Below are 21,801 nucleotides of genomic sequence, written 5' to 3'. Positions count from 1 at the left end.
TCACACTCGCCCACCATCGGCAAGCTGATCAGCCAGGCGCGGCGAATGCGCAATGAAAGCAAAAAATTGGCCGGGTCGCTCGCGCGCCCGGCCAATGAAATTGCGACGTGTCGATGCCCAGTCAGTGAGCGCTAGCACCAGCGGCAGCGGCCCCAGGATGCACAGCAGCCTGCGCATGTAACCCATGGCACGCCTACGCCTATCCAGCCAACGCCGCAGCCGCCACACCCTCCGCAACCGACGCCGCAGCGACAACCTCTGCAGGCCCTGCATCCTCCGCAGCCCCTGCAGCCTCCGCAACCTCTGGCGCCTCCGCAGCCATGGCAACCACCGCATCCCCGCGCGAGCAGCACGCGACCTCCGACGCTTTCATCGTCGATGAGATTGAGGTGGAAGGTGGCGAGACTGACGTCGGCGAGTTCTTCCTCACTGAGCGTCGTCATATGGCCGGGCGCGAAGTTCGGCCTGTGTTGAACGTCGCCGGTGGGCACGGCGGATGCATATGCGCTGCCCGCAAGCGAAAAAGTCAGACCGGCTACTCCCAGCGCCGGTACCGCGGCGTTGGTCGTTCGCTTCTTTCTCGAAGCTTGCTTCGCTCGCTGCATGGCCGCATCCTCCCGGGTTGGAAGAAGGATTTCCGTGGGGCGATCCTACGCCGAGCTGACACGGCAGACAAGAATTACAGCATACACAGAATGTAATGAAGCGCGGTCAGATTGCGTTCATCTTCATGAACGATATCGCGCATTTGGTCGATTACATCGAGGATCCGCGCCCGTGGAGCGGATTGCAACGGATGCGATTTGACGCAGTGCGCAATCGTCGGCCCCGCTTGAACGAGGAAATTAGCTTGGTCGATCAACTCGGACGCTTCGCCTGGTATGAGCTGCTGACGACGAGCATGCCGGCAGCAGCCGCATTTTATGGCCGGGTCATCGGCTGGGCGGTGAAAGATGCGTCGACGCCGGAATTCGCCTACACGCTGCTTACCGCAGGCGATGCCCCGGCAGTTGGGCTGATGCATCTCCCGGAAGAGGGGCTGCGGTTGGGAGCAAGGCCGCGATGGGTCGGCTACATCGCCGTCGATGACGTGGATGCGAAAGCCGCGCAGATCCGCCGTCGTGGGGGCGCCATTCTGGTAACGCCGACCGACAGCAATATCGGCCGGATTTCACTGGTCGCCGATCCGCAAGGGGCGACGTTCGCACTGGTTACCGGGCTGACATATGGCCGACAGCAACCCGGCGGATTGGACGAGCCTGGACGCGTGGGCTGGCACGAGTTGCTGGCCGACGACCGGAACAAGATCTTCCCGTTTTACGGCGAGCTTCTTGGTTGGCAGAAGGCTTACGCTGCCGAGCCGGCAGACCTGTATGAATTGTTTTCGGTGGCAGGGCAGACGATCGGCGGAATGCTCACCAAGCTTCCGAGCGTATCGCAACCCTGCTGGCTCTATTACTTCAATGTCGACGACATCGGCGCGGCCGCCGAGCGCGTCAATGCCGGCGGGGGCCGGGTCCTCCAGGGTCCAATCGAGTTGCCCGATGGGTGCTGGATCGTGCGATGTGCCGATCCCCAGGGCGCCCTTTTTGCGCTGCAGGGAGCCTGGGACCAGAAAGCCACCGGGCGACCTTCCGCCGCGGAAGTCAATTGGTCCGCCAAGTGGGGTGATGTTGCTTCACAGGGCAAATTGGTTCTTCACAAGACGAAGCGCTAAGCCCGCATGTTTAGCCCTTTGACAATGGAATTATATGGATATTTCAACTATGTAGAGGTTCGGAATGGTACACCATCCAGCTCGGTGCTAGCCAACGGTCATCCACGCGAAGGCTGGTCCCCAGCGTGGCCTGAAAGGCGAAGCCGGTTCGATTCCCCTGGGCACCGTCCCCGAACGGATCTCGCCCGAGCCGAGCTGCCTGGCGGCTGCGACCGTTGACGACGCAGCAACGATCACGCCGGGACGACGATATGGTCCGGCGCAATGCCCGCCCGGTGACGCTCATGCATCGCGGTGTAGGCGGTCTCGATATGCCGGGTGAAACGCCTGGTATCGAACAACGGTGCCGCTAGCCGATTGGCCGCCAGCCTGGCTTTGAGCGCCGCGAGCTTGTCCGGATCGGTCGCAAGGTCGATCGCCATGCGCTCGTAAGCCTCCGGCGAGTCCGAAACAAGCTCGGGCAGGCCGATCGCATGAAGCAAGCTCGCCGCGACCCGACTGGCAAACGTGTCGCCGAGAATGGTCAGCACCGGCAGGCCGGCCCATAGCGCATCGCTGGCGGTCGTGTGGGCGTTGCAGGGAACGTTGTCCAGGAACAGGCCGGCGAGGCGATGGCGTGCGAGATGGTCGGGCATCGACATACGCGGTGCGAACACAAGGCGCTCCGCAGCGACGCCGCGCGCGACCGCCTCCTTGCGCAGATTTGCGGCAGCATGCGCGTTGCCCTCGAGGAGCCACAACACGCTGCCCGGGACGCGGCCGAGAATCCTCATCCACCGATCGAACATGTCAGGCGTGATCTTGTAGTTGTTGTTGAAGCAACAGAACACGAAACCCGTCGGTGCCAGCCCGACGTCGCCGCGCGTAAACACACGATCGGCGATGACGCGCTTGTCGTCGTTGGCCTGATAGCTGTGGGGGAGCGCGACTACCCTTTCGCTGTAGAATTCGCGATGGTGATCCGGGATCACGGTACGATCGGCGATGATGTAGTCGATGAACGGGGCGCCGAGTGTTCCCGGGTAACCCAGATAATTGACCTGGATGGGGGCAGGCCGGCGGCCAAGCACCCTGGTGCGGGATCCCCCGGTAAAGCCTTTCAAGTCAACCAGGATATCGATTTCGAATCGTCTGATCAGGTCGGCGACCTCATCGTCGTTCATGTCCCGGACCTCGACAAATCGATCGAACGACGCCTCGAGCCGTCGACGCATCTCCGAGTCGTTGTTGGGCGACCATGAGATTGCCACCGTCTCGAATTTCGACCGGTCGTGGCACTCGAACATCCCTGCCATCAAATTCGCTGTCGCGTGGTTGCAAAAATCCGACGAGAAATAGCCAATCCGAATTCGATCGTGATGGTAGCGCTCGCCCCGCCAGCGCTGCGTTCCGGACGGCGGATGATTCTTCGCGGTCCATCGCGTGGCGCAGAGCAGTTGGTCGGCCGCCGATGAAGCAACGCCAAATAGCAGGAATGGCGACGCAACCGCGTTCCGATTCCGGATCGAATCGATGAATTGGTCGCACTCCGCATCAAAGCCGACCCAGTCGCAAACGTGAGATTTGGCGTGCAGACGATCGCCTTCGATGTCGGCCTGGTCCGGCTTGAGCGCGACGGCCTTGTTGTAGGCAGCAAGTGCCTCGTCATAGCGCGCCAGAACGGATAGAACCCTGCCCCGGCTGGCGTGGGCAGCCGCATCGTCGCCCTTGTGCTGGATCGCCTTGTCGATGCTGGCGAGCGCCGCCTCATCATGCCTGAGTTTGAACAGCGCCGTGCCGCGGTTGTTGTAAGCCTCGGCATAGTCGGGTTGCAGCGCGATCGCCTTGTCGTAACTTGCAATTGCCTCTTCGAGACGATCCAGCTTGATCAGCACGTTGCCGCGGTTGTAACACGCGCCGGCAATTCCCGGCGCCCGGTCGTAGCTCGCGAGCGCATCATCGAACCTCTCGAGGTCATTGAGCACGTTGCCACGATCGTTGTGTGCACCGGCATCGTTGGGCTTGAGCGCGATCGCCCTGTCCAGGCTCGCCAGGGCCTCCTCGGCCCGTCCCAGCTTTCTCAGCGCGGCGCCCCTGTTTCGATGGGCATCTGCATGGTCAGGCGCGAGCGCGATCACGCGATCATAGCTTGCAACCGCCTCGTCGTGGCGTCCGAGCTCGGCGAGCGTAAGTCCGCGATTGTAGAGCGCCGGCGCAAGGTCTGGCTTGAGCGCGGTTGCCCTGTCGAAGCTCGCGAGCGCGTCGCCGAAACTGCGCAACGCGAGCAGCGTATTGCCCAGATTGTTGTGCGCGTCCGCAACACCGCCGTTGAGCCTGATCGCTCGCCGGATCAGGTCGGCGCCGCGCTGGCTGCGGCCGGTCTGTGCGGAAATCAGGCCCAACAGATGCAGCGCATCGAAGTTGTTTGGCTGCTGCCTAAGAATGTCTTCATAGATCTTCTCCGCTGCGGCCAGCTGCCCCCGCTGATGCAGCGCGACAGCCTGCCCGAAGGCGCGCTGCAAGGCGGTCGAATTGGAGTTTTGAGATTCACCTGTTTCGGGCATCCGACTTCTTCACGTGTTCCGTATCCGATCCGGGCTTCCAAAAGCCGTTGCAACAAGCGCGTCAGCAACTTCAGGTCCTGGCCCTCACGCTACGATACCTAGCGATAGTCCTTGTTGTCGATCACCTTGCCGTCCTTGCCCCCACCCGCGTCGGTCGGCATGCACTCGACCTGCACGAGGTCGGGATAGAGCTCCCAGGTTCGCACCAGGAATTTCCTGCGGATACCGTAGGAGGTGATGATGCAGCGGTTCAGCACCGGGCTGACCGCGGCGGCGACGTAGCCGGGATAAAACAGCGAACCGTGATGGAGCACGCTCCAGATCTCATTGAACCAGGTCGAGCGTACCCGGAACGTCACGGTGTTCTGCTCGGTGCAGGGCAGCGTCTCGCAACCGTAGATCTCGTGGACCTCGAGGCCTTCGGTTTGGGAGCCGGAGAGGTTCTGTGAGTTGGAGAGATACAGCTGTTCGTCGTGCCGCACGGTGGCAAGGTACCAGGGCAAGGTCGCCGCGACCGTCGCTGCGCCGTAGACGAGGTAGCAGACGACGATCGTCGCGAGGATCATCATGCCGCCGCGCGCCTTGCTGAACTCCGGATCGCCATAGGCGTCCTTGGCGTAGACGCAGCGCGCCCAAAGCGCGCGGTAGCCGGCGAACGCCCAGCGCACGAAGCGGTAGAGCCGCCAGGTGACTGGCGCGATCAAGGTCAGGTAGATCCAGCCGCAGGAGCGGACGAACTGCGACCAGAACCGGCCGAGCATGCTCAGCTCGCGGTGGGCGCGCCCGAGATCGGACTGGTCGTAGGATTTCTTGGCCTCATAGGCCTTGGCCTTGAAGTCGGACAGCGTCTTGTCGATGCCGTCCAGCAACGCGTTGGCGTCGTCATGCGGCTTTTCTGTCATGGGGGATCCAGCTCGACGTGAAGTTGCGGCCCGTGGCATCGAAGCCGATGTCGAGCGTGCCGCTGAAGGCAGCGTCCGCCATCGTCTTGTCGACGATCATGGCCTCGATGCGCTTGATGCGGCCCGGCAGGCCGCGCGCGCCGATCTCGGGCGAATAGGTCTTGTCGCAGAACTCCCGCAGCTGCACCTCCGGGAAGCGTACCTCGATCGACTGCGCCGCGTAGAAGGCGTTGATGCGGGAGATTTCGCGGAACACGATCTTCTCGATCGTGTCCATGTTGAGCTTGTGGAACAGGATGATGTTCTCGCGTCCCTCGAAGCGGTTCAGGAACTCGGTCCGGAACGCCTTCTTCAGGTCGCGGATGGTGAGTTCATAGGCCTCGTCCTGGGTCAAGTCGCCGGGACCGGTGCCGACCCGTAGCGCATGGTCCGCGCCGATGTTGGTGGTCATCGGCATCACCACGTCGCCGAACTCGACCTTGCGGCCCAGATTGTCGCGGCAGCGCCCGTCATCGAGGATGTTGAGGCAGATATTGAAGATGTCGGGGTGAGCCTTCTCGATCTCGTCCCACAGCATGACCTGATACGGATTGGCCCGCACCGAATTGGTCATCTCGCCGCCCGCAGCGAAGCCGTCATAGCCCGGAGGCGCGCCGATCAGCTTGGTGACGTCGTTCTTCTCCATGAACTCGCCCATGTCGTAGCGGTTCAACGCCTTGTCGGTGTCGAACAGCGCCTCCGCCAACCCCTTGGCGACCTCGGTCTTGCCGACGCCACTGGCGCCGCAAAACAGGAACGGCAGCGGCCTGTCGGTGCGCCGCCCCCGCCGCCAGACCTTGACCGCACGATCGACATGATCGAGCACGTCGTCTTGCCCGAACACGCGCCGCTTCAGCGCGCCGTGGAGATTGAGCAGCTTGACGGCGTCGTTCTGCTTGAGCTTGGAGGCGTCGATGCCGGAAATCAGCGAGAATTCGTCGATCACCATATCCGCGGTGAACAGCAGCCGATCGTTGATCTCCCTGGTGACGGCCTTGTATTTGACCCGATTCTCGTCGACGGCCGCCTGGGTCCGCGCGATCTCGCCGCGCAGTGCGAGAATCTCGGGCGTCGCATAGCCGGACGCCCGGGCGATCAGATCGAAGTCGGCATCGCCGGCCAGGGCCTTGCCGGCTGGCTCGTCGAGGTGCCGCTTTTTCTCTTCTTCCTCGAGGGTGCGCAGCTGGGTCTCCATGTGCGCGATCGATTTCTCACCCTCGCGTTGCGCAGCGTAGTAGCCCTTGATCCTTGCCTGGTATTCGGCGAACTCGGCCTTGTGGCGCGCGATGGCGGCGCGCACGGCGGCGGCCTTTGCCTCGTTTCCGGAGGAGGCGCCGCTCGCGGTGAGACGCGCCAGCTCCGCCTCCAGCTCTGCGAGCAGCGGCGGCGTCGAATGCGCCCGCAGCAAATAGCGCGCCATGCCGCGATCGAGCAGGGTGCGGGTACGCGCCGGCTGCGCCGCGGTCAGCCCGGTGTCGAGCGAGCGATATTTGCTCGTCATGTCGATGGCCGCCTTGACCGCCGCCGCATCGATCCGGACTTCGTAGCTCTCCTCGAGGTCACGGGCGCCGTGCAGCGCGATCTCCTCCAGCTCGGCGCCGACCGGCTCGGTCAGATCCATCAGCGTGAAGTGATCGCGGAAGTCGGAGTGACACTTCAGGACCTGCGTCAGGTCGGCCTCGCGCACCTCGAGGAAGACCTGCGTCTTCTTCGCCTTCACCATCGCGGTCAACGCGTTGACGATGTGCATCAGGCCGCTGTTGCGCAGCGCGTCGATCAGATCGAGCGTGTCCTCGACGATCAGAACGCTGTCGGGGGTGCGGTTGAGGATGGCAAATATCGCCTTGAACTGCTTGACGATCGCGTCGTTGTCGCCGAGGCCGAACAGGCCGTCGGTGTCGAGCCAGAACAGCCGCTTGTTGACGATGTCGAACGGCGCGTCGGGATCGGCCTTGCGCGCCTGCAGCGCCAGCGCCAGCGTGGTGATGCCGACGCCGCTCGGACCGGAGACGATCACGCTGTTGGCTTCCATCCGCGTCAGGATGGTGCACAACTCCTCGAACTTCTCGGTGCGGCCAACCAGCTTGAAATTCTTTCGGCTGGCGAGCTTGTCGCTGCCGGTGATCAGGAAGTTGTCGGCCATTGGGATATCCATCGGTCAGGCTTGCAGGCAGGGACGGCCGGACCGGCAGTGCCGGTCCGGCAGCGGGCTTCAGATCTGCCCGAAGGTGATCTCCTTGTCGTCGACATGTTTCGGCGCCGCGGCAGCCGCCGCCGCGCCGGGCTCCTTGGCGTCCATGCCGATGCTTTCCTGCAGCCGCGCGCGCACGGTGGCGGTGACATCGCTGAGCTCGCCGAGACGGCTCTGGATGTTGGAGAGGCCGTCTTCCCGCAGCTTGTTGGCGGCCTGCAGCGATTCGGCGATGTTCGACATCGACTCGACCTTCTCCATGATCCGCTTGGATTGCTCGTCGACCTGCAGCGCCTGGCGGATCACCTCCTTGTTGGCGACGTCGTCGGTCACCGCATTCATCGCCCGCATCGAATCGCGCACGCTCTCCGAGGCCTCGTTGAGCGCCGAGTTGTTGAGCGCCTGAATGGTGGTGTTCAGGCTGGTGGCGACACTGGCGATGCCGTCGCTGGAGAGCTCGCGCAAATTGACGTTCTGCTTGCCGAGGGCGTCGCGGAAGGTGTTGGCGTCGACCGCATCCTTCTCGAGATCGGCCACGGTCTTCTTGGTGCCGCGCCCGCTGTCGAGCAGAGCAGTGACGTGACGTTCGAAATCGTTCTTCTTGCGCTCGCGCTCGAGGCGGGCGAGCGTATCCTCGCCCTCCTTTGCGGTCGACAGCGCCTGCACCTTGTCCTTGTTCGCCGCGCAGGCGAGGTCGATGCCCTTGTCGAGAATCGCGACCACCGTGATCATCTGCGAGTTGATCTTGACCAGCTTGTCGGCCTGTCCCTCGATCCCTCCGAGCTCGTCGCGCAGCTCCGAGACCGTGACCTGCGACTTGTCGATGTAGTCGAGCGCCGCCTTGATGATGCCTTCGACCCGCTTGACGTGCTCGGGACCCGAGATGTCGAGCATCTTGCGGACCTGGTCCTTCTCGGCCTTGAACTTGCCTTGCTTGGCGTCGCGCTCGGCCTTCTCCACGATGATCGCCTGCGCCTTGTCGCGGCAGGTCTTGAGGTCATCGATCCGCTTGGCGATCAGGAGCTCCTTGGCGGCGATTTCGGCCTGTGCGGATTTCTTGATGCCGCCGAACAGGCCGGTCTGCGTCTTCAGCTTGGCGATGTCGCGCTCGAGCATCTCCTTGTCGGAGGTGATCTGCCGCGCTTCGGATTCGACTCCCGACGTGCGGCGGTCCCAATCGGCCTCGCGCTTGCGATCCTCCTCGATCTCCGCGAAGGTATCCAGCACGACATTGTCGCCGGCGGTGCGCAGCGTGTAGAGCGCATCGAGATTGTCGACCAGCGGCCGGATCATCTCGCGGAAGTCGAGAACGCCCTTGTTCATGTCCGCAAAGGTCTGCTTCATCTTGGCGAAGACGGTCGTCGACGACAGCTCGATCAGCTTGCGCTGCATCAGCGTGCGCTGCTGCGCCAGGTATTCCTTGTAGGCCTCGAGCTGCTTGACCGACGCCTTGCACTCCTCGGCCAGGTCCGGCGAGAGCAGGGCGCCGATCTGGCGGCTGCGCTCTTCCGGCGCGGCTTCGGGATTGAAGACGATCTTGGCCACCGGATTGGCGGTGATGTCGACGGGCGCGGCCTGCGTCGCCTGCTTCGGCGCCATCCGCGCCTTGATGGCTTCGTTGACGGCGGTCGATTCCGCGAGTTTCGGGGATGCAGAGGTAGACATTGCAGTCTTCTCCAGGTCTGGCGGCTCCGGAATAGGAACCGCATGGGCGGCGCAGGTGTCAGGCCGCGTCGCGGGAAATCGTCGTTAGGGGGCTTGCATCAAAATCCGGCTGGCGCCGACGCTAGATGCGACTCCTTGGTCGCACAACCATAGGGAGGCTCAATTCGGATCGTCAACCAAACGAAATCGTGACATTCTTTACGCATCGTTCTGCGCTTGCTGTAAGTTTCAGCCCGGAAGGAAGCTCATTGTTGTTCAATCGGCATTTTGTCCCTTCATGACCGGCTGGCTCGATCGAGCCTGGGCGGGAGGCCGGCCCCGATACAGGGTCCTTCGCATTCGTCGCATCAGGTGGCCCTTAGGTTGACGTCCGCAAGGTTTGCACGGCGATTTGAACTCGAGGTCGCCGCGATCCGAGGAAAGCGGACCTCTTCACGGCCTAAATATTTGAACCTTCTCTTGAAATGCCCGGGCGCCCCCGACCGAGCTGGCCGTGTGTGATCTAGTCCTCACAGACGGGAACTCTGACCGACTCCGCTCGCCGCGCGCAGGGAAGAAAGCAGCGCAACCACGGGGTCAGCCGTCCGGCCGCGCCTTCAGGCCTGGCTGAAGCGCGTGCCTCAGCCGCCGCGCCACCGCCGGCGCATCCTGTTCGGCGACATTCGTGAAGCCGATCAGCAGCGCGTCGACGGATCGATGCGCGATGGTTCGCGCGGACAGCGCCTCGACGCCGAAGCCGGCAGCTTTCGCAAGCTCCGCCAGCGCGACGTCGCGCGGGCCGGCGGTGAACTGAACGACGAGATGCATGCCGCCCGGCTTGAGCGCAATCATGATCTGTTCGCCGAATTCGACCTCGAGCGCATCGACCAGGGCGGCGCGGCGTGCGGCATAGAGCTTGCGCATGCGCTTCAGGTGCCGGGCGAACTGTCCCTCGGCCATGAAGGCCGCGACGATGCGCTGCTTGAACAGGTCGTGTCCCGCGGTTCGCGTTGCGCTGGCCTCGACGAATTGTCCGAGCAACCGGTCGGGCAGCACCAGATATCCGAGCCGCAAGCCGGGAAACAGCGTCTTGCTGAAGCTTCCGGCATAGATCACGCGCTGCTCCCGATCGAGGCTCTTGAGGGCGGGCAGCGGGCGGCCGACGAAACGGAATTCGCTGTCGTAATCGTCCTCGATCACATAGGCGTCGGCGCTGTTGGCCCAGCCGAGCAGTGAGAGCCGCCGGGGCAGCGACAGTGCCGTCCCCAGCGGAGATTGATGCGATGGCGTGACCACGACGATGCGGGCCTTCCGCGCCTGCCCGATGCCGTCAGTAACCCGTATCCCGTCCGCGTCGACGCGAACCGGAGCGAGCCTGGCGCCCGCCATGTCCAGCGCGGCGCGAACCGGCGGGAAGTACGGGTCCTCGATCCAGGCCCGGTCGTTGCGTCGGAGCAGCAGGCGGAGCGCCAGATCGAGGCCGTCCTGAAAACCGCCGGTGATCACGATCTGCTGCCATTGGCAGACGATCCCGCGCGAGGATGCGAGATAGGCGGCGACCTCCTGGCGCAATGGCTGCAGGCCGGCTGGATCCGGATAGGTCATGTCGGCGGGCGAGATCCGGCGGACTTCGCGGGCAACGGTATGCGCCCAGGCCTTGCGCGGAAACAGGTCGAGTGCCGGCAATCCCAACTGCAGAAGCCTCGGCTCGGCGTGCGCCTGCGGCCGGGTGCGCGACGCAATGGAGCGATGGCCGGGCGCCGTCGCTGCCGCAGTGTTCAGGTCCGGCGAGACGATCGTTCCTTGCGGCCCGCGGCTTAGAACGTAGCCTTCACCCGCGAGCATGGCGAAGGCCGCATCCACGGTGCCGCGCGCGGTCGCGAACTCGCGGGCGAGGTCGCGCACCGACGGCAGCCGGTCACCGGGGCGGAGCTGGCCGGTTGCGATCGCCTGCCGGAAGCGTTCGTAGATCTGCCGGTACAGCGGCGTGCCGTGGCCGCGGATCAGGCCCCGCTGGCGTTTCGCCGGTGTCCTCGCAATCGTCGCCATGGCCTAGTCAATATGTCGGAGGTTGGCCCTGAAGCCTAGGCCATCGCGCGGCTACATCGTGGCTTCACGCAGCCAGCACCCCGCGACAGCGCGAGGCAACAAAGGGTTACTCTCATGACGAAAGCAGACCTGACCAGACGGGACGTCAACCGCGCATCGCTCTTGTCCCTGCTCGCAGCGATCGCTGCGGCCTGCGGCGCGGACGCGGCGGCGCAGGCGCAAAATTCGGCGTCGAGCCGGCGCGAGGTGATCAGGCAGGCGCTGCCTGGCGATCCCAGGCGCGAGATCAGCCTCGTGGAGGTCCATTATCCGCCCGGCACCGGATCGCCGGCGCACGCCCATGCCAATGGCGTGATGGCGTTCGTCGTCTCAGGCTCGATCTCCTCGCAAGTCGGCGAAGGCCCGGAGCAGACCTACAAGGCGGGCGACGCCTGGTGGGAGCCGGCCGGCGCCGTGCATCGGGTCTCGCGCAATCCGAGTGCGACCGTGCCGGCGACATTGCTCGCGATCTACATCGCCCCGGAAGGCGCGACCGCCGCCGATCTGATGAAGCCGCTGTAATCGGGACCGGCGATGCGGCGACGGTGCGGGCACCCTGGCCATGTCCATGGCAGGTCGCCCCGCCACGACGGGCAGGCGCGCTCGGCATCGCGTGCCTTCCTGCGGTGGGAAGGAACCCGCGTCGGGTTCGCTGATTGTCGCGAAGCCGGCTATGCTGTGAAAGCAGTCGGAGTGTGCGACATGGCCAAACGATCATGACCAGGAAATTCAAGGTCGGCGATCACGTCAGCTGGAATTCCGAGGCCGGACAGGTCTCGGGCACCATCATCGCGGTTCACACCCGCGATTTCGATTACAAGGGGCACACCCACCGCGCCTCAAAGGCCGATCCGCAATACGAGATCAAGAGCGACAAGACCGACCACGTCGCGGCGCACAAGGGCAGCGCGCTCCATCATGCCTAGCAAGGGCGCGGCGGCTCCGTTCTTCACGATCGGTCATTCCAACCGTAGCATTGAGGATTTCGTCGCCCTTCTCACCGCGGCAGGGATCGAGCGCATCGTCGATATCAGAACGGTGCCGCGGTCGCGCACCAATCCGCAGTTCAACAGAGATGCGCTCCCCGATTCCTTGGCGGCCGTCGGCATCTCCTATGAACATCTGGCCGATCTCGGTGGGCTGCGCGGCAAGGCGCGCGGCGTGCCGCCTTCGGTCAACGGATTCTGGAGCAACGAGAGCTTTCACAACTACGCTGACTATGCGTTGTCGCCGCAGTTTCACGCGAGCCTGCGACATCTGCGCGACGAGGGCCACCGGCAACGCTGCGCAATCATGTGCTCGGAAGCCGTGTGGTGGCGCTGCCACCGCCGCATCGTCGCCGACTATCTCATCGCGGCCCGCGAGAGCGTCGTCCACATCATGGGGGAGGGGCGCCTCGAGCCTGCCCACCTCACCGAAGGCGCCGTCGTGCAGGGCGATGGGACGGTGGTCTATCCGGAGACGGGGCAACTGGATTTATGAGCCGACGCAGCCACGGCAACGGCCGTGCGATCAGGCCGCCTGCTTCGGCGTCCAGACGCCGGCCGGCACCGGTTCGGCTCCTACAAATATCTCGACATGCACCGGGCGATCGGCGCCGCGCTGAAGACGTTCGAGCACGAGGTCGAGCCGTTCTTCGCTCGCGGAGACATGCGCCCCGGCGACGCAGCCGCGCGCCGCACTGCCTTGTCGCCTCTGCCGGCGTGATCTAATCCTGCCGGAGCGGGCAGCCAACGCCACAACAAATCGCCCGCGGTCCCCGGTGAGGAAACAATGCGAAAAATCGCCATTGCCGCGGCTGCCGCCGCCACATGTCTTGCCTTCAACATTGCCCACGCGGCGCCGCCACTGCCGGAAGCTTCGGCGCACCAGGCCGGTTTCTCGGAGCAGGGGCTGACGCGGCTCGACGACTTCTTCGCGCGCGAGATCGCGACCAAGCGCGTGCCCGGCGCCGTGGTGGCGATCGCGCGCGACGGCAAGCTCGTGCATTACAAGGCCTATGGCCAGCTCGACCCGGTCAAGGGCACGCCGATGCCGATCGATGCGGTGTTCGCGCTGGCCTCGATGACCAAGCCGATGGCCGCGGTCGCGGGGCTGACGCTGATGGAGCAGGGCCGCTTGCCGCTGCAGGCCAAGGTCGCCGAGTTCTATCCGGCGTTTGACGACATGAAGGTCGGCGTGCAGCAGGCCGACGGGTCGCTGACGATGGAGCCGCAGGCCCGGCCGATCTTCATCCACGACCTCTATCGCCACACCTCGGGACTGATGTACGGCGGCCGGCCCGACAGCTCGAGCGCGCTGGCACGGCTCTATCCCGACGGCACCGCGCCGGCGGTCGAGGGCGACACGGCGGCCTTCATCGACCGCATCACCAAGCTGCCGTTGGTGCATCAGCCCGGCAGCGAGTTCGAATACGGCTTCTCGATCGACGTGCTCGGCGCCGTCGTCGAGAAGGTCTCCGGCCAGCGGCTCGGCGACTATCTTGCGGCCAACGTCTGGAAGCCGCTCGGCATGAAGGAGGCGACGTTCCACCCGACCGACGCCCAGCGCGCGCGTCTGGCGCGTCCGTTCCCCAACGATCCGCTCACCGGCAAGCCGCAAGCGATCAAACTGCTCGACACGCCGACCAAATTCGACTGCGGCGGCGCCTGCTCGTTCGCCACGGTCGGCGACTATGTCCGCTTCGGACAGATGCTGCTCAACGGCGGCGAGCTCGACGGCAAGCGCATCCTCAGCCCCCAGACCGTGCATCACATGACGTCGAACCATCTCGGGCCCGAGATCAAGAACAACGTCGCCGCGGTCGAGCCGCATCGCGGCGGCTTCGGCTTCGGGCTGGCGGTCGCGGTGCGGACCAGCGAGGGGCTGTCGTCGGTGCCGGGCAATCCCGGCGAGTTCACCTGGAACGGCGCCTACGGCACGCAGTTCTTCTGTGATCCGAAGGAGCGCCTCGTCGTGGTGGTCGGAACCGCGGCTCCCGGCGAGCTGCGCAAATATTATCGCGAGAACGTGCAGGACATCGTCTACGGCGCGATGGTGAAGTAAGCGGCATCGCTGCGGCGTCGTTCATTACATCCGCGGAACAGCAAAAGGCCCGCCGCTCGAGCCGAGCGACGGGCCTTCAATTTTGCGTGCGCTACCACTGCCGGTAGACGCCGGTCAGCGTGCCGTTGTTGTTCCCTTCAGGACCGACGTCGCCCTGGGTCGAACTCGGCGTCGGATGGCGGGTGCCGTTCATCGCGCCGTACCAGCCCGGTTCCGCCTGGTTGTACGTCACATAGGGCTGCGCGCCGTAACGCGGGCCGCCGTAGTAGCGCGCTTCGGGGTTCCCGTAAGGATAGTAGCCTTGTGCGAACGCGCCCGCCGTCGTTGCGATCAGGGACGCCGCGGCCAGCGACAAAATCTTGGTCTTGCGTTGCATTCATACACTCCTTGCTGGTGTCGCGACCAACGACCGCCGCGGACCAGCGTTCCTGATCTGCCATGCACCTTGCGAAGGTGAATCTGCATCGAGGAGGGATCAGGTTTTGGTGAGGTTGGCTTGCGCCGCGACCGACCGAGCGCCGTTCGCTCCGCCCGGTAGAATGCATCCGCCGCTGGTCCGCTATGCTTTTCCGGCTATAACGACCACGTTGCGCGCGTCCGCGTAGCTTCGAAAGAACAAGGGGCTTTGCGAAAAGGAAGCCCGCCGACCGGGGCGGGCAAGGTCTCAGGGAGGAAAACGCTCTGACAAGGGAGCGTACGAGTAGTCTCCTCGATTCGAGTGCGGCTGCGAAGATCGTATAACTACTGTCATCAGGGCCGGCATTATGCGAAAGCTGCCTGGCTGCGGCCGGCCCGCAAGGCGCAACAATAAAGCGTGAATAACAGGGGAAGTTCATGAGCACGTCTGGAGTTTTTGCCCGCGTCGTCGCGGCGATCGGGGCCGGCGCCGTGGCGTGGCGGCGAATGCAGGGCGCGCAGCCGGCGCCCGCCTGGGGCAGCGCGCCGCAGATCCCGGCCGCGAAGTCACAGGGCGCGATCCCGACGCTGAAGATGCCGACGGCGCGCGGCTGGGACGAGGGCCAGCTTCCGACCGCAGCACCCGGGCTCAAGGTTAACGCCTTTGCGGCCGGGCTCGATCATCCGCGCTGGATCAACGTGCTGCCGAACGGCGATGTGCTGATCGCGGAGGCGACGCAGATCGCCGGCACGCCGCGTAGCGTCTTCCACTATGCGATGCAGGCGACGATGCGCCGTGCCGCAGCCCTCGGCGTCAGCGCCAACCGCATCACGCTGCTGCGCGACCGTGATGGCGACGGCGTCGCCGAAAGCCGCGGTGCCTTCATGGAAGGATTGCGCCAGCCCTTCGGCATGGCGCTGATCGGCGACACCTTCTATGTCGGCAACACCGACGGCGTGGTCGCGTTTCCCTATACTGCGGGCGCGGATCGCATCACGGCGGACGGGCGCAAGCTCGTCACCTTCAAGCCCGACGGGCACTGGACGCGCAGCCTGCTGCCGAGCGCCGACGGCAAGAAGCTCTATGCCGGCGTCGGCTCGCTCAGCAACATCGCCGAGAACGGCATGAAGGTCGAGGAGGGCCGCGCCGCGATCTACGAGCTCGATCTCGCGGCCGGCACCAGCCGCATCTTCGCCGGCGGCCTGCGCAACCCGGTCGGGCTCGCATGGGAGCCGAGCACGAATGTGCTGTGGACCGTGGTCAACGAGCGTGACGGCATCGGCGACGAGACGCCGCCGGACTATCTGACCTCGGTGCGCGACGGCGGCTTCTACGGCTGGCCCTATTGCTACTGGGGCAAGACGGTCGACGACCGCGTGCCGCAGGATGCCGCGATGGTCGCCAAGGCGATCCAGCCGGACTACGCGCTCGGCGGCCACACCGCCTCGCTCGGTCTGTGCTGGATGCCTGCGGGCACGCTGCCGGGCTTCCCCGACGGCATGGTGATCGGCCAGCACGGCTCGTGGAATCGCTCGACGCTGTCGGGCTACAAGGTGGTGTTCGTGCCGTTCACGAACGGCGCTCCCTCAGGGCCGGCGCGCGCCATCCTGTCGGGCTTCCTTGCGCCCGACGAGAAGGTCTCCTACGGCCGTCCCGTCGGCGTCGCGCTCGGCCCCGACCGCTCGCTGCTGGTGGCCGACGATGTCGGCAACGTGATCTGGCGTGTCACGGCGGCCTAGGCTGCAAACGAGCCCGGGCGTCGGCGAGGCGAAGGAGGCTGCCAGCTGCAGCAGCCTTAGTGGGCGGCTCCCGCTTGCTTGATCGCGAAAGCCGGCTCGGCGCCCTTGCGAGCGCCGGCGGCGATCTTCCAGTCCGGTACTGCTAGTCGCAACGGCGGACCCTGCGGACCGAACCGTCGTCGCGCTCGATCGTAACGGTGCGGCATCCGCGATATCCGCGATCGTATCCGTAGGCGCGATAAGCGGGCCGATCGTAGTCCCGGTAGTAACGCGGCTCGGGGCCCACCCTCACGCCGCCGAGCGGAGTATCGACGGCAACTTGAGCTGATGCAGGTGCAATGGAGATCGGCGTGGCAACAGCGAAACCGGCCACCGCCAATACACCGGCCAATAACAGATTTCTCATGCGAGTTTCCTCCTGAGTTATTGCATCCTTTCCAACATTCCAGCCAAGGCAAGAGTTCCTCCGCCTTCGCGGACGTCTTGCCGGGGCGCGCGTCAGCGGCTCAGGAACTCGCGGATGGTTTGCGCGATCTCGGCGGCATGCGTTTCCAGCGCGAAGTGGCCGGTGTCGAAGAATTTGACCACCGCGTTCGGATTGTCGCGCTTGAACGCCTCGGCGCCCGGCGGCAGGAAGAACGGATCGTTCTTGCCCCACACCGCGAGCAACGGCGGCCGATGGGTGCGGAAGTAGTTTTGGAAGGCCGGGTAGAGCGCGACATTGCTCTTGTAGTCGCCGAACAGATCGAGCTGCACGTCATGCGCGCCTGGCCGCGCCATGTGGTAATTGTCGAGGTTCTGGCCGTCGGGCGACACCGCTTGCGGATCCGGTGTGCCGTGGGTGTACTGCCAGCGCGTGGTCTTCGGCGTCAGGAAGGCACGCAGCGCGTCGCGGTTCGCCGGCGAGGGATCCTGCCAATAGGCCTTGATCGGGGTCCAGCCGTCGCTGAGGCCTTCCTCATAGGCGTTGCCGTTCTGCGAGATGATGGCGGTGATCCGCTCCGGATGCTTGAGCGCGAGGCGGAAGCCGGTCGGCGCGCCGTAATCGAACACATAGACCGCGTAGCGATCGAAGCCGATCACCTCGGTGAAGCGATCGATCACGCCGGCGATGTTGTCGAAGGTGTAAGCGAACTTGTCGCGCGCGGGCATGTCCGACTGGCCGAAGCCGGGCAGATCCGGCGCCACGATGTGGAATTTGTCCGCGAGTAGCGGGATCAGTTCGCGGAACATGTGTCCCGCGCTGGGGAAGCCGTGCAGCAGCAGAAGCTTCGGCGCGCCGGGCGAGCCGGCCTCGCGATAGAACACGTTGAAGCCGTCGACATCGGCGGTGCGATACTTGATCTCGGACATCTGTCACTCCTTGTGGTCGTGATGTGGTGGTTTGGTTCCGGAGGTCAGGACTTGATCTGCCCGGCAACCGCGCTGACCGCTTCCCGGATGATGTCGGCGACGAGCTCTGGCGCCGTCACGATCGGGGTGTGGTCGACGGGATGTGAACGCACGGCAGCCTTCATTCGGGCGGCCATGCTGCGCTGGGTCTCGGGCGCGATCATCCGGTCGTCCTCGGCGACCAGGAACCAGCTCGGGACGTCCTTCCAGAGCGGGCGGCCGACCGGCACGGTGATGCAGGCCGGCGAGATCGGCCGCTGCACGGCGGCGAGCACCGCGAGGTCATCAGTGCGCGCGCCTTGCGCGAAGGCCGACGCGAAGGCCGACTCGGGCAGCCAGATCAGGCCGTTGGCGTCGGGCGCGAGTTTTGGCGCGAACGGATGGGGCGGCGCGCGATAGAACATTTCGGCGACCGTCTCGCCCTCGTCCGGCGCCAGCGCCGCGACATAGACCAGCGCTTTCACGCGCGGCGATCGGGTCTCGGCGATCACGCCGCCGGCATAGGCATGGCCCGCCAGCACGATCGGTCCCTCGACGCGATCCAGCGTGCGGTTGAGCGCGGCGACGTCGTCGGCGAGCGAGGTAAGGGGCAACGGTGCCGCGACCGCGGTGATGCCCTCGGCGTCGAGCGCCGTGATCACCCGCGCCCAGCTCGACCCGTCGGCCCATGCGCCATGGGCGAGCACCACGCTGACATCCTTGTTCGACATCGTCCGCTCTTCGTTTCATCTAGTAACCGTCAAAATGCAAGTTGACAGGTTACAACGCTTATGATCCAATGCCCGTAACTTGTCAATCGGCTTTAATCAGGTTATTTGCGGCGAGGTCGAAGAAGCCGTCCAGGAGAGCGCCACCGTGCAGTCCCACCCGCCCGCGATGTTCATCGCCGATAGCCTGGGTCTCGATTTCATCAATTCGATCGCGACCCCGGTCGATACGCCGGTGGACTGGATCGCCGATGGCGACGGCCTGTTGCGCTGGCTCGCGCAGGCGGAGCTGGTGCCGTCAGACGTGCTCGGCGAGTTGAAGGCGCGCGCGGCGCCGGGCGAACTCGACCGCGTCGCCGGGCAGGCCCGCGATTTGCGCGAATGGTTCCGCGGCTTCGTCCGCAAGCATATGGGCCGGCCGCTGGCGCCGCGGGCGCTCAGGGAGTTGGAGCCGCTGAACCGGCTGCTCGAAACCGATCAGGCCTTCAGCAGGATCGTGGCGCATCGTCACGACGATCATGATGGTTTCGCACTTGAGCGGACGCGACGTTGGCGCTCCGCCGAAACATTGCTGCTGCCGATCGGCGAGGCGATGGCCAGGGTGGTCTGCGAGGAAAGCTTCTCCGACATCAAGGCGTGCGAGGGCCCGGCCTGCACGCTGATGTTTGCCGATCACACGCGGGCGCGTGCGCGCCGCTGGTGCAGCATGGCGGTCTGCGGCAACCGCGCCAAGCAGGCGGCGCATCGCAACCGGATCAAGGACAGGGGCTGAGGCCACTAAAAGACCAACCAATAGGCGTCGAATAAAATGGCGACAATCTCGACGATGTCGCCGACCAGCTGATCCGGCGCCAAAGGGTAACGGTCGTTGACGGATTTCGCGGCGGAGGGGCGGTCAATGACCCCTCCAGGCCCGATCGCTCGGAAGCGCATAAAACCGGAATGAAATCCATAGCGGTTTTCAACCATGCCCCTTGAGCCTTCCTCAACTTCCCCGGCCGATGCTTTGCCCGCCGCACAGGACCGACCAGGGATCGACAAGGAGCTTGAGCATGCCGGCCAAGGCACGAACGACTGGACGAGCGACCGCGACCGCCGCCACCGCGCAATCGCGTGAGGATATTCTTAACGCGCGGGCCATCAGCACGCTGGGCGCCGGCGTCGTCAACGCGATGAGCGCGGTCGGCGCCGCCGTGATCAAGAAGCACAAGCCGGCGCTCGGCAAGAGTCCGGACTGGTTCTGGCACATGTTCGCGAAATGCGAGGCCAAGGCCGCGCGCGTCGCCGAGCAGGCCGCGCGCGATCCGGAGGCCTGCGGCGATGCCACCTTCATCGAGGTCTATGCCGCGCAATTGCCGAAGCTGATGACGGCAGCGCTCGAGAGCCACGACAACGCGCTCAAGGCGAAGTGACGTACCTTCAGGAAGAATCCGACAACGTCGATCATGCCGTTGTCGTTCCGCCGATCTCTCGGCTGCGTCGCGGCGCAAAGCAGCCATGCACCTGAAACCGCGACCCGCCGTCGTTCGTATCCAAGCGGTAGCAGAAGCCCGCGCCCGCGGGCTTCGGATTTTTCAATCCGGGACGGTTGATGGTGAAGCACCTTATTGCCGATGAAGAGAAGTGTGACGCGTGCAACGGGACAGGCTTTCCAGAGGTGAAGCAGCCGCGCGAGCCGGGACGGAAGATCTATCCCGAGCCCTGCAAGAAATGCGGCGGCAAGGGACGGATCAGGAAGGCGACGTGGGGCAAGTAGCCGACCAAAGCATCGGTTTTGCAGGACGGGTTGGCTCCACGTAACCGTCCTACGTCGCCGCGGTCGCATGTGATACGCGTCACGGCAGCCAAGCGCGCCCCACGCCATTGATAGCGCCATGAACGGGCGGTCTCCCGTCAATCATGGAGCTGAAGATGACGTCCTCCCTTGCGACCTGCGCTTCCGATGACAGCCTTGCTCTGGTGCCGGAGCACGATCAAGCCGCCGCATCCCTCGTCCCCGCCGATGCGGCCAGCGTGCCGCAGCGTCAGTTCTGGGAGACCGAGCACACTCGCCCGGACTTCGAGCCTTCCAACGACGCCGCGCCCGAGCTGGTCGCGGCCACCGAAAACTATCTCGGCGAATGCATGCGGCATCCCTATCTGCCGCTGTCCGAAATCCGCGCGCGGCAGTTCGCCCGGATCAAGGAGCTGGTCGAGCTCGCCTACCGCGACATTCCGGTCTACCGCGCCAAGTATGATGCGGCTGGCTTCAAGCCGGAGCATCTGCGCGACTACGACGACATCCAGAAGATCCCTGTCATCACCAAGCCGGAGCTGGTCGCGGCGTTCCCGGATCAGTGCGTCAACAAGAAATACAAGCCGGAAAACCTGTTTCCGACGCGCTCATCGGGCTCGTCCGGCCAGACCTTGCTGATCCGTGTCGACTATGACGCCGTCATCACCGACACCATCCAGGGCGTCCGCCAGTTCGCGATGCAGAGCGGCGGCAACTACCGCGCCGAGGATCTGCTCGCCCATGTCTACACCGTGCCGTGGTGGTTCGATTCGATCGGCGGCGACTATCCGACCGCGTTCATCTCGAACCTGATCCCGCCGGCGCGCGTCGCCCAGCATCTGCGCTATCTCGGGCCGAAGATCCTCTCGCTCTATCCGTCGAGCCTCGATGCGCTGATGCCGCATGTCGACGAGTTCCGCGCTTCGCTCAATCTGGCGGTGACGCATTCGGAATATTCCTCGCGCGCCGCCCGTCAGGAATGGTCGCGGCAGCTCGGCGTCCCCGTGCTCGACGAATATTCCTCCGAGGAGGCGACGCGGATCGCGCTCGAGATGCCCGATGGCCAGTATCACGTCTGCGAGGACACCGTGCATCTCGACGTGCTCGATCCCGTCACGATGGCGCCGCAGGCCGACGGCCAGTCCGGCATCGCCGTGATCACCAATCTGCTCAACGAGGCGATGCCGTTCATCCGCTACGTGCAGGGCGACTACATCACGCGGCCGGCCGATCCGGCGCCATCAGACATCAACTGGTCGCAGATCGCCAGCATCGACGGCCGGCTCAATGACGCTTTCGTCAACCGCGACGGCCGCAAGGTCCCGGCCGGCAGCATTCTCGACGCGACCTATCGCTGGATGTTCGACTGCAACCTGCATCTGGCGCAGTTCGAGATCGTGCAGCGTGGCGTCGACCTCGTCGAGGCGCGCGTCGTGCTCGGCCAGGATACGCCGCTGTGCCGCCTGCACGGCTCGGTCGCGCATCTCGAGGATCTGCTCAAAGCATGCCTCGAGCATCCGGTCCGGGTGCAGGCCAACGCGCTGCTCGCGTTTCCGCCCAAGGTCGGCAAGCGCCGCCCGATTCGCCGCGAGTTCGATTGATAATGGCAACAGGGGTGCGCGC

At 64.8% G+C, this 21,801-nt stretch carries 23 protein-coding genes; 12 read left to right on the top strand and 11 right to left on the bottom strand.

The annotated features are described in order from the left end of the window. On the bottom strand, positions 1–186 hold the full coding sequence (locus tag XH92_RS39205) for a hypothetical protein (RefSeq protein WP_194456803.1): 186 nt from the start codon (positions 184–186) through the stop codon (positions 1–3). A 134-nt stretch (positions 187–320) separates the two neighbouring features. Between XH92_RS39205 and XH92_RS39200 the strand changes: the two genes are divergently transcribed. Further along, positions 321–701, top strand: a complete 381-nt coding sequence (locus XH92_RS39200) for a hypothetical protein (protein WP_194456802.1) — start codon at positions 321–323, stop codon at positions 699–701. Continuing rightward, on the top strand, positions 701–1,717 hold the full coding sequence (locus tag XH92_RS39195; RefSeq protein WP_246788033.1) for a VOC family protein: 1,017 nt from the start codon (positions 701–703) through the stop codon (positions 1,715–1,717). The genes XH92_RS39200 and XH92_RS39195 overlap by 1 nt, the downstream gene beginning before the upstream one ends. Before the next feature lie 233 nt (positions 1,718–1,950). Here the strand turns inward: XH92_RS39195 and XH92_RS39190 are convergent, their stop codons facing one another. The 5 genes from XH92_RS39190 to XH92_RS39170 all read right to left on the bottom strand — a co-directional run bounded on the left by XH92_RS39190 (position 1,951) and on the right by XH92_RS39170 (position 11,085). Further along, positions 1,951–4,260: a glycosyltransferase family 41 protein gene (locus XH92_RS39190; RefSeq protein ID WP_194456801.1), complete on the bottom strand. Its 2,310-nt coding sequence runs from the start codon at positions 4,258–4,260 to the stop codon at positions 1,951–1,953. Between the two features lie 98 nt (positions 4,261–4,358). Continuing rightward, positions 4,359–5,162, bottom strand: coding sequence for a hypothetical protein (locus XH92_RS39185; RefSeq protein ID WP_194456800.1), 804 nt, complete (start codon positions 5,160–5,162; stop codon positions 4,359–4,361). Further along, positions 5,143–7,344, bottom strand: coding sequence for an AAA family ATPase (locus XH92_RS39180; RefSeq protein WP_194456799.1), 2,202 nt, complete (start codon positions 7,342–7,344; stop codon positions 5,143–5,145). Before XH92_RS39180 ends, XH92_RS39185 begins: the two co-directional genes overlap by 20 nt. Positions 7,345–7,413: 69 nt before the next feature. After that, the gene (locus tag XH92_RS39175; RefSeq protein ID WP_194456798.1) at positions 7,414–9,057 is read right to left on the bottom strand and encodes a hypothetical protein; all 1,644 of its coding nucleotides are present in this window, start codon (positions 9,055–9,057) and stop codon (positions 7,414–7,416) included. 576 nt (positions 9,058–9,633) lie between these two features. Then, on the bottom strand, positions 9,634–11,085 hold the full coding sequence (locus XH92_RS39170) for a PLP-dependent aminotransferase family protein (RefSeq protein ID WP_194456797.1): 1,452 nt from the start codon (positions 11,083–11,085) through the stop codon (positions 9,634–9,636). Between the two features lie 114 nt (positions 11,086–11,199). On the opposite strand from XH92_RS39170, the gene XH92_RS39165 reads away from it, so the two are divergent. The 5 genes from XH92_RS39165 to XH92_RS39145 all read left to right on the top strand — a co-directional run bounded on the left by XH92_RS39165 (position 11,200) and on the right by XH92_RS39145 (position 14,169). Beyond that, complete coding sequence (locus XH92_RS39165) at positions 11,200–11,646, top strand: cupin domain-containing protein (protein WP_194456796.1); 447 nt, start codon at positions 11,200–11,202, stop codon at positions 11,644–11,646. Positions 11,647–11,840: 194 nt separating this feature from the next. Continuing rightward, positions 11,841–12,050, top strand: a complete 210-nt coding sequence (locus XH92_RS39160) for a DUF2945 domain-containing protein (protein ID WP_194456795.1) — start codon at positions 11,841–11,843, stop codon at positions 12,048–12,050. After that, positions 12,043–12,606 (top strand): DUF488 family protein, encoded by a 564-nt coding sequence (locus XH92_RS39155; protein WP_194456794.1) that lies wholly within the window; start codon positions 12,043–12,045, stop codon positions 12,604–12,606. Before XH92_RS39160 ends, XH92_RS39155 begins: the two co-directional genes overlap by 8 nt. A gap of 24 nt (positions 12,607–12,630) precedes the next feature. After that, positions 12,631–12,831 (top strand): hypothetical protein, encoded by a 201-nt coding sequence (locus XH92_RS39150; RefSeq protein ID WP_194456793.1) that lies wholly within the window; start codon positions 12,631–12,633, stop codon positions 12,829–12,831. 66 nt (positions 12,832–12,897) lie between these two features. Further along, positions 12,898–14,169 carry a serine hydrolase gene (locus XH92_RS39145; protein ID WP_194456792.1) on the top strand — a complete coding sequence of 424 codons (1,272 nt, stop codon included), beginning with the start codon at positions 12,898–12,900 and terminating at the stop codon, positions 14,167–14,169. 91 nt (positions 14,170–14,260) lie between these two features. Here XH92_RS39145 and XH92_RS39140 read toward each other — a convergent pair whose 3' ends face one another. After that, positions 14,261–14,545: a hypothetical protein gene (locus XH92_RS39140; RefSeq protein ID WP_194456791.1), complete on the bottom strand. Its 285-nt coding sequence runs from the start codon at positions 14,543–14,545 to the stop codon at positions 14,261–14,263. 458 nt (positions 14,546–15,003) lie between these two features. Here XH92_RS39140 and XH92_RS39135 point away from each other — a divergent pair, with 458 nt between their 5' ends. Beyond that, on the top strand, positions 15,004–16,305 hold the full coding sequence (locus XH92_RS39135) for a sorbosone dehydrogenase family protein (protein WP_194456790.1): 1,302 nt from the start codon (positions 15,004–15,006) through the stop codon (positions 16,303–16,305). 142 nt (positions 16,306–16,447) lie between these two features. Here XH92_RS39135 and XH92_RS39130 read toward each other — a convergent pair whose 3' ends face one another. The 3 genes from XH92_RS39130 to XH92_RS39120 all read right to left on the bottom strand — a co-directional run bounded on the left by XH92_RS39130 (position 16,448) and on the right by XH92_RS39120 (position 18,407). Beyond that, positions 16,448–16,711, bottom strand: coding sequence for a hypothetical protein (locus tag XH92_RS39130; protein WP_194456789.1), 264 nt, complete (start codon positions 16,709–16,711; stop codon positions 16,448–16,450). Between the two features lie 92 nt (positions 16,712–16,803). Next, complete coding sequence (locus XH92_RS39125; protein ID WP_194456788.1) at positions 16,804–17,658, bottom strand: alpha/beta fold hydrolase; 855 nt, start codon at positions 17,656–17,658, stop codon at positions 16,804–16,806. A 44-nt stretch (positions 17,659–17,702) separates the two neighbouring features. Further along, entirely contained in the window at positions 17,703–18,407 is a 705-nt protein-coding gene (locus tag XH92_RS39120; RefSeq protein ID WP_194456787.1) for an alpha/beta fold hydrolase, read from the bottom strand. 166 nt (positions 18,408–18,573) lie between these two features. On the opposite strand from XH92_RS39120, the gene XH92_RS39115 reads away from it, so the two are divergent. Beyond that, entirely contained in the window at positions 18,574–19,176 is a 603-nt protein-coding gene (locus tag XH92_RS39115; RefSeq protein WP_194461647.1) for an ABATE domain-containing protein, read from the top strand. Between the two features lie 5 nt (positions 19,177–19,181). Here XH92_RS39115 and XH92_RS39110 read toward each other — a convergent pair whose 3' ends face one another. After that, the gene (locus XH92_RS39110) at positions 19,182–19,373 is read right to left on the bottom strand and encodes a hypothetical protein (protein WP_194456786.1); all 192 of its coding nucleotides are present in this window, start codon (positions 19,371–19,373) and stop codon (positions 19,182–19,184) included. An 83-nt stretch (positions 19,374–19,456) separates the two neighbouring features. Here XH92_RS39110 and XH92_RS39105 point away from each other — a divergent pair, with 83 nt between their 5' ends. The 3 genes from XH92_RS39105 (at position 19,457) to XH92_RS39095 (ending at position 21,779) form a co-directional block, all read left to right on the top strand. Then, positions 19,457–19,816: a hypothetical protein gene (locus XH92_RS39105; RefSeq protein WP_194456785.1), complete on the top strand. Its 360-nt coding sequence runs from the start codon at positions 19,457–19,459 to the stop codon at positions 19,814–19,816. A gap of 179 nt (positions 19,817–19,995) precedes the next feature. Continuing rightward, positions 19,996–20,160 (top strand): hypothetical protein, encoded by a 165-nt coding sequence (locus XH92_RS39100; RefSeq protein ID WP_194456784.1) that lies wholly within the window; start codon positions 19,996–19,998, stop codon positions 20,158–20,160. Between the two features lie 155 nt (positions 20,161–20,315). Then, a complete protein-coding gene (locus XH92_RS39095) occupies positions 20,316–21,779 on the top strand; it encodes a phenylacetate--CoA ligase family protein (RefSeq protein WP_194456783.1) in 1,464 nt (487 codons plus the stop codon). The last annotated feature ends 22 nt before the right edge of the window (positions 21,780–21,801 follow it).

The organism is Bradyrhizobium sp. CCBAU 53421, assembly GCF_015291625.1.
Taxonomy (GTDB): Bacteria; Pseudomonadota; Alphaproteobacteria; order Rhizobiales; family Xanthobacteraceae; genus Bradyrhizobium.
The sequence above is the reverse complement of the archived record's forward strand: the minus strand, read 5'-3'. Positions and strand labels throughout refer to the sequence as shown.